General features: G+C 45.1%; 9 protein-coding genes and 1 tRNA gene. 7 read left to right on the plus strand and 3 right to left on the minus strand.

All coding sequences use genetic code 11. The features are described from left to right. On the minus strand, positions 1 to 1869 hold a 1869-nt coding region (locus J7545_RS16090; protein ID WP_318719852.1), incomplete at its 3' end, for a DUF4347 domain-containing protein. 530 nt (positions 1870 to 2399) lie between these two features. Here J7545_RS16090 and J7545_RS16095 point away from each other — a divergent pair. The 6 genes from J7545_RS16095 (at position 2400) to J7545_RS16120 (ending at position 6398) form a co-directional block, all read left to right on the plus strand. Next, positions 2400 to 3641, plus strand: a complete 1242-nt coding sequence (locus J7545_RS16095) for a glycosyltransferase family 4 protein (protein WP_318700400.1) — start codon at positions 2400 to 2402, stop codon at positions 3639 to 3641. A gap of 150 nt (positions 3642 to 3791) precedes the next feature. Continuing rightward, the gene (rsfS, locus tag J7545_RS16100) at positions 3792 to 4223 is read left to right on the plus strand and encodes a ribosome silencing factor (RefSeq protein WP_413038637.1); all 432 of its coding nucleotides are present in this window, start codon (positions 3792 to 3794) and stop codon (positions 4221 to 4223) included. A gap of 15 nt (positions 4224 to 4238) precedes the next feature. Beyond that, positions 4239 to 4739, plus strand: coding sequence for a CGLD27 family protein (locus tag J7545_RS16105; protein WP_271936020.1), 501 nt, complete (start codon positions 4239 to 4241; stop codon positions 4737 to 4739). 37 nt (positions 4740 to 4776) lie between these two features. Then, positions 4777 to 5724 (plus strand): asparaginase, encoded by a 948-nt coding sequence (locus J7545_RS16110; RefSeq protein ID WP_318700402.1) that lies wholly within the window; start codon positions 4777 to 4779, stop codon positions 5722 to 5724. Between the two features lie 58 nt (positions 5725 to 5782). Continuing rightward, positions 5783 to 5859 (plus strand) — tRNA-Met (locus J7545_RS16115). A gap of 119 nt (positions 5860 to 5978) precedes the next feature. Then, a complete protein-coding gene (locus tag J7545_RS16120) occupies positions 5979 to 6398 on the plus strand; it encodes a peptidylprolyl isomerase (protein ID WP_318700403.1) in 420 nt (139 codons plus the stop codon). A 102-nt stretch (positions 6399 to 6500) separates the two neighbouring features. On the opposite strand, the gene xdhB is transcribed toward J7545_RS16120, so the two are convergent. Continuing rightward, complete coding sequence (gene xdhB / locus J7545_RS16125; protein WP_318700404.1) at positions 6501 to 8789, minus strand: xanthine dehydrogenase molybdopterin binding subunit; 2289 nt, start codon at positions 8787 to 8789, stop codon at positions 6501 to 6503. An 83-nt stretch (positions 8790 to 8872) separates the two neighbouring features. Here xdhB and J7545_RS16130 point away from each other — a divergent pair, with 83 nt between their 5' ends. After that, the gene (locus tag J7545_RS16130; protein ID WP_318700405.1) at positions 8873 to 9034 is read left to right on the plus strand and encodes a hypothetical protein; all 162 of its coding nucleotides are present in this window, start codon (positions 8873 to 8875) and stop codon (positions 9032 to 9034) included. Between the two features lie 36 nt (positions 9035 to 9070). Here the strand turns inward: J7545_RS16130 and xdhA are convergent, their stop codons facing one another. Next, positions 9071 to 10465 (minus strand): xanthine dehydrogenase small subunit, encoded by a 1395-nt coding sequence (gene xdhA, locus J7545_RS16135; protein ID WP_318700406.1) that lies wholly within the window; start codon positions 10463 to 10465, stop codon positions 9071 to 9073. Positions 10466 to 10698 lie beyond the last annotated feature (233 nt).

Raw genomic sequence — 10698 nt, forward strand, 5'->3', positions numbered from 1 at the left:
GCTGTTGACGAAGGTGAGTCCGGCTGGCAGTTGTTCGCTCACTTCTACTCCGGTGGCGTTGGCTGGACCTGTGTTGGAGAGGGTGAGGGTATAGGTTACTGTGTCGCCGACGTTGGGACTGCTGTTGCTGATGCTCTTGAGTAGGTCTAGGTCGGCATCAGTAGCATTAGCTATGGTAGTCTCATCTATAGGGCTATCATTGCCTGTTGACGTGTCTTCGATACCAGGAACTTCAACTTCATTGCTAATGACAGTTCCAGTTGTTGTTCCTGGATCGATGGTTCCAGTAGCCAGTATGGTGATTGTATCTTGCGGCCCTAGAGCGAGTTGAACCACTAAGTCGTTGGTGTTACTTCCGGTTGCACCACTGACAATATTACTATCACCTGGTGTATTATTATCGGTAATGGTTGCTGTCCAACTGATGCTGCTGGTAACAAACTCACTGGGAATGGTGTCTTGAACGATCATGCCAATGATGCGGTCTAATGGCTCATCATTGGTAATTGAGATGGTATAGGTAATGGTGCTACCAGCAGCAACGTTATTGAGATTGTCTGTTTTTTCGATGGTTAAATCAGCTTGAGCCTCTAGGGTTGGTAGGGTGCCAAAATCTGCGGCAGCAAAGCTTAAACTTCCCTCGTCTATAGTAGGTATGATTCCTGCTAGACTGACATTGGTATAATCAAGGACGACTAATCGATCGTCACTACTAGCATACAGTTTACGATTATTCCCAAATCCTAAAGAGCCAGTTCGAGTATTACTAAGACTCGCTTCTCCAATTCGTGTTGCAGTTAGAGTGCCTGCTGAAACATCTACTGTATAGAGTTCAAATGGCTGACCAGCATTGCCTGTAGTAGTAATAAAAAGGGTATTAGGATTGTTGGGATCGAATGCTATATCTCCACCATTTGCAGGTAATCCTGAAATGAGTCCTTCGCTAGTTGCTGTGCCTGTATTGGGATCGATAGAAAATAATTGGTTCGATCCATTACTCAAACCATATATGGTGCCGTTGTCGGCTTGGGCTAATTTAAAAAACTGAATACCACTAGGGACGGCTGGACCTACTGTCCCAACGATAGTATTAGTTCCTGTTAATGGGTCCCAGTAACCGACTTGGGCACTTGGCCCTGTGGTTCGTTCTACATAGTAAATTCGTCCAGTGTCGCTCTGCCGAGCGATCGCAAAGCTATCAAAGCCGATGGTTCCGACTTTGGTAGAGCTTCCATCTGTAATATCAACAATGTAGAGTTGTCTAAAAGGTTCTGCGGAAGGAACAGGTAGATCCCGACCTACTGCATAGAAAGGGTTGGCGACGATGATTCCTAGGGTGTGGGGGTAGGTGACGATCGCCCCTTTCTCTAGTGCTAATTCTGAGTGTATCTCTCCTGTACGATAGGCTAAATCCCAGGTTCCACCGAAAGCTGCACTGCCGGTTAAGGTGGTGGAAGCGGCGATCGCCCTTTGGGTTAACTGACTGAGTTGCTCTACAAAGAACTCACCGATCGCATTTCCCGCAACTCGACAACCATAGAGTAATATATCTGCTGATTTACTCAGCAGATATGACCAGTTTTGTAGAGTTTGACTATAACAGGCTAAGGTCTCTAGACTGAGTTGGGTTGAACCGAGCTGTAACTGTCCCCAGTTTCCATGAGAAATTAAGTGTAGCGATCCAATGGAGTTTTCCTGATGGGCAACCAAATAGTCGTTAATTTGCTCAATTCCATCTCGATCTTTTTCCAAGATCACAACAGCTACATCTGACTTGATCCCTTTAACTAGACTGGCATAATCTTCAACCTGGGGATCGATAAACGCAATCTGTTTTGTAAACGTAGGAATATTGAATAAGTTAGACATGGTCGTGGTAGATGTAAGCGGAGTAACCTAGAGCAGAATATATGGAACGATCTAATCTGAGTTAATGAATTAATGTTAACTATCTGTTTTAGAGTCTGATCTACGGATTCTGTAGATAGGTTTCTCCAGCATAAAAAGCTTGTTTTTTAGCAAACTTTAGTGGTGAGAGCCTCTATTATTTAATATTTAAGCCTAGCTCATTACTCAAATCAAGAACTGGTTTATTTGATTTTGATATTTGATTCTAATGAGATAAAATCAAATATTTATCACTCTTTTTAATTCAAAGAGATTCTTTACACCCTGAACAAGTATATTATACATCTAAGCAAAAATATTTGGCAATTGATGAGGAGCGAAATATTAGAATATCAATGATTAGTGCTTTTGCGGACAAATAGATCGCTGACCCAAACAAAAAACACCAGTATACTCCGATCTCCCTCAAACTAGGTTACGATAATGTAAACTTTTTTTGTAAGCTTGATGCTATTACCTTTGAAAATCCTACCTGCTTAAGGTCTTATGCAATGCGAATTCTAATTTATTCTTATAACTATGCTCCAGAACCTATTGGAATTGCTCCATTGATGACCGAGTTGGCCGAAGGTCTAGCCAAGCGAGGGCATCAGGTGCGGGTGGTGACAGGAATGCCGAACTATCCCGAACGGCAAGTTTATGAGGGGTATCGCGGTAAAATTTATTTAACAGAAGTAAAAAACAAGGTTACGATTCAGCGTAGTTATGTTTACATAAAGGGGCCAAAACCGGGATTATTAGATCGTCTCTTGCTTGATGGCAGTTTTATTTTTAGTAGTGTCGTTCAAGCCTATCGAGGATGGAAACCAGATATCGTTTTTGCAACTATTCCCCCTTTACCGATCGCGGTTCCTGTGAGTATTTTTTCGGCTTCTCGACGCTCTCCAGTGGTACTTAATTTACAAGATATCGTCTCAGAAGCGGCGGTACGAGTCGGCTTACTCAAGCGTGAGTCTGTATTATTTAAAATGGCAGAAAGTTTGGAGACTCTCGCCTATTCTACCTCGAAACAAATTAGCGTTATTGCTGAAGGATTTCGAGACAAATTATTGTCGCAAGGAATTAGCGATCGCAAAATCACCTGTATTCCCAACTGGGTAGACGTAAACTTTATTCGTCCCCTACCTCAAGAACCCAATCCATTTCGCAGCGAACATCAACTTAAGGGTAAGTTTATCATTCTCTATGCCGGTAATATAGCCCTTACCCAAGGTCTAAGTACCGTCATTCAAGCCGCTGCCCAACTCCAACACTTGGAAGTGATTCAATTTGTGATTGTGGGAGAACAAAAAGCCTTGGGCGCTCTGCAAACGGAATGCGATCGCCTAAAAGCCACCAATGTTACGCTCCTCCCCTTCCAACCCCGTGAAACCTTGCCCCAAATGTATGCGGCTGCCAACATCGGATTAGTTGTCCAAAAACAGCGCGTCACCACCTTTAACCTGCCCTCCAAAATTCCCTTAATTTTATCAAGTGGTCGAGCCATTCTTGCCTCTGTCCCTAATGATGGAACCGCCGCTAAAGCCGTTCGTGAGAGTGGAGGCGGAGTCGTGGTTGCCCCAGAAGACAGTACAGCCTTAGCCGATCAAATTGCCAAGCTGTACCATAATCCCACAGAAGTTGAACGGCTAGGAAAACAGGGGCGAGACTATGCCCTGCAAAACTTTTCCCTTGAACAAGCCCTCAATCGTTATGAGACCCTATTTGAGGAGGCAATGGGTAATAGGGAATAGGGAATAGGGAATAGGTAATAGGGAATAGGTAATCTCCGCGTCCCCCTGTCCCCCCGTCACCATTCCCGACTGCCCACTGCCCAGATCTTCAGTTAAGATGAAGATTCTTGAGATCGCTAGAACTTGTCCTAAATTTTTAATTTTGTTTGCATGTCCAACTTTGGCCAAACCCCTCTTTCTCCTACCTCAATTCCCTCTTCAGCTCCCTCCAGTCCTCTATCGATAGAGAGTAGCCAGCATATGGCCCGAACTATAGCTGAAGCGGCCGATGACCGTAAGGGGGGAGATATCCTGATCCTCAAAGTCGATGAAGTCTCCTACTTAGCCGATTTCTTTATATTGGTCACCGGATTTTCCACCGTGCAAGTGCGGGCGATCGCCAGGGCGATCGAAGATAGTGTAGAAGAGAACTTCCAGCGCTTTCCCCTCAGAACCGAGGGAAAAGCTGAAGGAAGCTGGATTTTGCAAGACTTTGGAGAAGTCATTGTCCATATTTTTCTCCCCGAAGAGAGACAATTTTATAACCTCGATGCCTTCTGGAGTCATGCAGAAGTGATCGAATTTAAACCCAAGGACTCATAGAGAACACAAAGCCCTATGACAGAAAACAATACCTGGGCCTGTCCTGTCCCGGATGAGCAACAACCTCTCAACGAATTTCGAGCACTAAAAGAATCAGGATTTTTTCGTTGGGGAACCCTAGACCCTCACCAGTATTGGTTGAAGGCGATCTGGATTTGGGGATTAAGCTGGGTCATTACCGGGCCAGTCGCTGCGGCAAGTTTCCCAGTCAGCAAAGACCCCTTTCACTTTACCCTCTGTGCTAGTGCTGGAGCAAGTCTAATTCTGATATTACTCCTGGTGCGCTTATACTTAGGGTGGAAATATATTGGCGATCGCCTCAACAGCCCCACCGTCTCCTACGAAGAATCCGGCTGGTATGATGGTCAAATCTGGGAAAAATCCCCAGAGATCCTAACCAAAGACCAACTGATTGTTACCTACCAAGTCAAACCCATCCTCAAACGCCTTCATTGGACATTTGCAGGACTAGGGACACTACTGGGAACAGAAGCCATTAGTTGGATTTATTTCTAATCATTCCTGATGTTCTATTCATCTTATTCATAAACTCATGACCAGGGGAAAACGTACCGCCACCTTACAAGTCAGTCTTCTCCGGGAAGGCATTACTGAATCCACCCACTGCACCCAAGCTGTTGTTTGCGACGACAAAGGGCGAGTCCTTTCTGCTGCTGGAGATCCAGAAACTGCCACCTTCATTCGGTCTGCCCTCAAACCCTTTCAAGCCTCAGCCGTAACCAGCAGTGGAACCCTAGAACGCTACGATCTGAGCGATCGCGATTTAGCCATCATTTGCAGTTCCCATCAAGGTACAACAGCTCAAGCCAGACAAGTCTTTAACATTCTCTGGCGTTGCGAAATTGAACCCACAGCCCTCCAATGTCCCATTCCCCCTGGCGCTCAAAGCGCCCTCCAACACAATTGCTCGGGCAAACATGCCGGTATGTTAGCCGTTTGTCAGCAACGCCATTGGATGAAAGAAAACTATTTACGCCGCAATCATCCCGTTCAACAACTCATTTTATCCAGAGTCGCCGAACTGCTCAGACTTCCTCCCGATGAACTCATCGGTGTCCATGATGACTGTGGCGCACCCACCTACTACATGCAACTGGGACAAATGGCCACCTTATATGCTCAGTTAGCCTCTGGCGATCATCTAGACTTAGAGCGAGTCGTACGAGCTATGACCCACTATCCTGAATTTGTTGCAGGGGAAGAGAAGTTTGACACCGAATTAATGCGAGTGACTCAAGGGGAACTGGTCAGTAAGTCTGGAGCCGAAGGCATCCAATGTATTAGTCGTATTGGCGAAAGGGTCGGTTTAGCCATTAAAGTTATCGACGGCAGTAAACGGGCCAAATATGCCGCTGCCATTCACGCCCTTAAAGAATTAGGCTGGATTAGCCCCATGGCTGCCGATACCCTCGGAGAGCAGTTCGCAACCCTTGGAGACTATAAACGACTAGAGGTGAGCGGCGAATTATCCCTAATTTAGAAAAATTTGGAAAAAAGGTTGCACAATTTAAATCGCCGATCTATACTAGATAAGGCAACGCGGGGTAGAGCAGTCTGGTAGCTCGTCGGGCTCATAACCCGAAGGTCAGTGGTTCAAATCCGCTCCCCGCCACCAAATTCAAAACCATACTTCAGAAACCCTACTCGCTCGTCAGTAGGGTTTCTTGTTTTGAGTATAACCTCCTAATTTATGGTACGGTAAAAGAGTTGTCAAATTCCCCTTAAGGAGAAGCCATGACCCGCGCCATTATGGAAACAGAAAAAGGGACAATCAACTTGGAATTATTCGACCAAGATGCCCCCAATACAGTCAAAAACTTTGTTGAATTATCCAATAAGGGATTTTATGATGGACTGACCTTCCATCGGGTTATTGATGACTTTATGATTCAAGGAGGCTGTCCCTTGGGAACTGGAACGGGCGGTCCAGGCTACAAAATTAAATGCGAAATTAATGACAATAAGCATTTAGCCGGAACCTTATCCATGGCTCATGCAGGACCAGATACAGGAGGCAGTCAGTTTTTTATTTGCCATTCTCCCCAACCCCATTTAGATGGTGTCCATACCACCTTTGGCCAAACCGAAAATATGGATATCGTTAATGCCATTCGTAAAGGCGATAAGATTATTTCAGTGAAAATTGAAGAGTAATCGAGTTTTTCCTTAGCTTGTACGAGGATAGGGAGATAAGGACATAGCAAAAGTGTTTTTTTTCATTGCCCACTCCCTATTTTCTATACTCTCACTTCTGTATCAATCTAGAATTTCGATCGCTCTTAAAATTGCTTCTGGGGTAGCTGGAGAGGCTAACTTAACCTGCTGGGTATCCCCAAAAGCGGCTATGGACTCCCGGATAGCTTCGCGCACCGAAATAGCTAACATAAATGGTGGCTCTCCCACTGCTTTTGAGCCGTAGATTACGCCGGGTTGTTCGGCTTTTTCCAGTAAGCTGATGTGGAAATTTTCGGGAATATCGGCAACGGTAGGAATTTTATAAGTACTTGGAGAGTAAGTACAGAGTTCACCTCTATTATCCCATACCAACTCTTCCATTGTCAACCATCCCATTCCCTGGACAAACCCCCCTTCAATTTGTCCGCGATCGACCAATGGATGGAGCGAATTTCCCACATCATGAACAATATCCACTTGTCGCAGCTTAAACGTACCCGTAAAGCGATCTACTTGCACTTCACTAACGGCTGCGCCATAGGCATAATAATGGAAAGGACGACCTTTGCCGGTTTGCGGATTCCAAGAAATATTGGGCGTGCGATAATAGCCAGTTGCCGATAAACTAATCCGCTCTAAATACGCTTGACCAATCACTTCATCAAAGCCCACTTTCAAGTTAGGATTCGTGGCAGAATAAATCCAATCATCAGCAAAAACCAAATCTTCTGGAGCATAAAGATCAAGTAACTTAGCCGCTACAGGGGCTAATCTTTCCTTGAGCGTTTCGCAGGCATTTTTAATCGCTTGTCCATTTAAGTCAGAACCACTAGAAGCAGCCGTTGCCGAAGTATTGGGCACTTTATCCGTGCTAGTCGGCATGACTCGAAAACGGTCAATGTTTACGCCCAGAGATTTGGCTGCCACTTGCAGCATTTTACTGTGTAATCCTTGGCCCATTTCCGTGCCACCATGGTTGAGTTGAATACTGCCATCGAGATAAATTAAAATCAACGCACCCGCTTGATTATATTCACTTTTAGTAAAGGAAATTCCGAACTTAACTGGCGTAATGGCTAATCCCCGTTTTTCATACGCATGACTTTGGTTAAACTCCCTCATTTGAGCCATTCTTTGCTCAAGCTGGGATTCTTGTTTTAATTGACTCCAAATCTGGTGCAGGCGATTGTCAAATAATTCTTGTCCATAGTGAGTCGTATTAGTTTCTCCCGTTCCATGGTAGAAATTTTTTTCACGGATTTCTAGAGGAGTTAATTTTAGAAAACGACTGATGCGATCGATAACATCTTCAATAATCACCATAGCTTGCGGCCCGCCAAATCCCCGAAAAGCTGTATTAGAAACGGTATGGGTTTTAGCCACATTTCCTCGCACTTCTAAATGGGGAATATAATAGCAATTATCGATATGAAAAAGAGCGCGTCCCATAATTGGAAGCGATAAATCTAAACTCCATCCCCCATGGGAATATAAATCAACATCTAGAGCGGAAATTTTGCCCTCTAAATTAAAGCCTACGCGATATTTTCCTAAGAAACCATGACGTTTGCCAGTCACGATCATATCATGGTTGCGTTTGAGACGAACGCGCACCGATTGACCTGTTTTCTGAGCAGCAAGTGCAGCAATCGCTGCGATAGGATTAGATTGACTTTCTTTCCCTCCAAATGCACCTCCCATGCGTAAACAAGTGACCACCACTTGAGAGCGGGGAATCCCTAAAACTCGTGCCACCATAATTTGGGTTTCTGTGGGATGTTGGGTAGAGGAATAAACTTGATAATTACCTTCAGCATCAGGGGTTACCCAACTGACATGGGTTTCCAAATAAAAGTGATCTTGTCCGCCAATTTCCAGTTCTCCTTCTAGGGTATATTCGGCTTTTTCTAAGGCTAAATGAGAATTGCCGCGTTGAATAATTTGGGGTTCTCCTTGGAAACTGTTGGCTTCAATAGCCTGTTGTATCGTTAAAATTGGCTCTAGGGGAGTATAGTCAATGGTAACTTGTTTGGCTCCGTCTCGTGCAGCAGCCTCCGTTTCTGCGACTATCCAAATGATGGGTTGACTGTGGTAATAAATTTCATTAGTAGGTAGGAGGATTTCATCTAAACTAACAATGCCAGTATTGTTGATACCGGTAATATCTTCAGGGGTAATTACAGTGACAACTCCAGGGAATTGTTGGGCAAGGGAATAGTCAATCTGATTAATTTTTGCCCTAGCATGGGAGGAGAGAACAGGATATAAATGTAGAAGATCTATGGTAGGGCGCAGGTCATCCGTGTACGTGGCGGTTCCGGTAACGTGATGGGGTGCGCTTTCATGGGTTGTGTGTTTGTTGAATTTCATGATTGATAATTTTTAATTGGACATTAATAAAGAAATTATGCTAGTCTGACCGGGACTGATGACAGCATGATATTGATGAAAAAATGGATAACCAGTATACAAAGATTACTGAATATTACGATCGCAATTTTTATCTGTTTCAAAGGGCTGGCTTCTCTGAAGTCGGGTTACCTCTTCCCGATCCTTCTGTTAAGTTGACTCAGGCAGAAGAAGCAGTTATTATTCCGATGCAAATGGTACTTTAATTGTCAGTTTTATAGCAAATAGCGTGGGTGAATCTTTTATTCACCCATCTGGTGGAAAAATTTCTCGAAGAGATTGGCAACTAGGAGTTGACGATATTCGGTGCTGGCGCGGAGGTCGGTTAGGGGGCTAAATGTTTGTTGTAAGATGGGTTTAATGTCTCGGATAGTGTCTAAGTGCCACGGTTTGCCGATGAGCATTTCCTCAACTTGCGTAGCACGGATGGGGATGGGAGCAACTCCTCCATAGGCGAGTCTGGTTTGAATAATGTGGTGATTTTCGTCTAAGTCTATGGTAAAGGCTGCGGCAACGATGCTAATGTCATCGGTTCCTCGTTTGCCGACTTTATAGGATTGACTGAGGCGGCGAATAGCTTTAGGTGGTAGGGTTCTGGGAATGGAGATGGAGCGGATAATTTCTCCTGCTTGTAGGGCAGTTTGGCGATAGTTTTGAAAAAAGTTGCATAAGGGGAGAGTTCTTTCACCTTGCGGACTGGCGAGGCTGACGGTTGCGTCGAGAGAGAGGAGGACGGGGGAAAGATCGCCAATAGGTGAGGCTGTGCCTAAGTTACCCCCCATGGTAGCACGGTTGCGGATTTGGCGGGCGGCGAACCAGGAGAGCAGGGTGTCGAGACTAGGAAAGATGCCTTGAAGATGGGTTTGAATGTGGGAGAGGGGAAGAGCTGCACCTATTTCGACGCTTTCGGGGGTGATGTAGAGGGTTTGCAGTTCGGGAATGGCTTCGAGGGAGATGAGTAGAGGAAAGTGTTGGGTATGGTGACTGAGGTGGAGTCCGATGTCGGTTGCTCCAGCGATGAGGGTAGCGTTGGGGTGTTGCTGGAGGAGCTGGAGGAGTTGGTTGAGGTTGATGGGACGATGGAAGCGATCGCCCTGTGCCCCATACTCGCACTCTGTCATTATGGTAGAGGCTTGCTCTAATTTTTCGGTAAATCGATCCTGAATATCCGTTGCTCCAGTCACTTGTTGAGCCGCGCGACGGATGGGAAGATAGCCGGTACAGCGACAAAGATTTCCCTCAATGCAGACATCATTGACGGTTCCCTGGTAATAAGCACAAAACATGCTCATAATAAATCCTGGAGTGCAATAGCCACATTGAGAACCACCCGTCTCTACCATAGCTTGTTGCACCGGATGCAGAGTATCCCCAGCAATACCCTCTACAGTAATAATTTCGCGCCCAATGACTGCACCCAAAGGAACGATGCAACTATTCATGGCTTGATAGTAGGGTTTTCTATCCTGATTTTGAGCAATAATGGCGACAGTGCAAGCCCCACAGTCCCCATCACCACAGCCTTCTTTGGTTCCCACAAATCCACTTTGGCGCAGATATTCCAATAGGGTGGAATTGGGAGAGGTATCTTTGAGAAAGAGGGTTTTATTATTAACAATCAGGTAGGGTTGAGTCATGAGTAATGTAGCGCTTTGCGCTAGGGAATAGGGAATGGGGAATAGGGAATAGGATTGTGGTACATGGCTTTTGGGGATTCAAGAGTTTACTCCATAACAGCACTTTGTGCTGTATCCCTCTTTTGTCACTCTGCCGAATCAAGATAGGAATTAAGATAAGGGATTTAGGCTGAAGAAAAAAAGTATTGAAATTGATTGACACGGTGTAGCAATGGGCGAAGTGATGAGAGTAA

Source organism: Roseofilum sp. SBFL, assembly GCF_017746885.1.
GTDB lineage: Bacteria > Cyanobacteriota > Cyanobacteriia > Cyanobacteriales > Desertifilaceae > Roseofilum.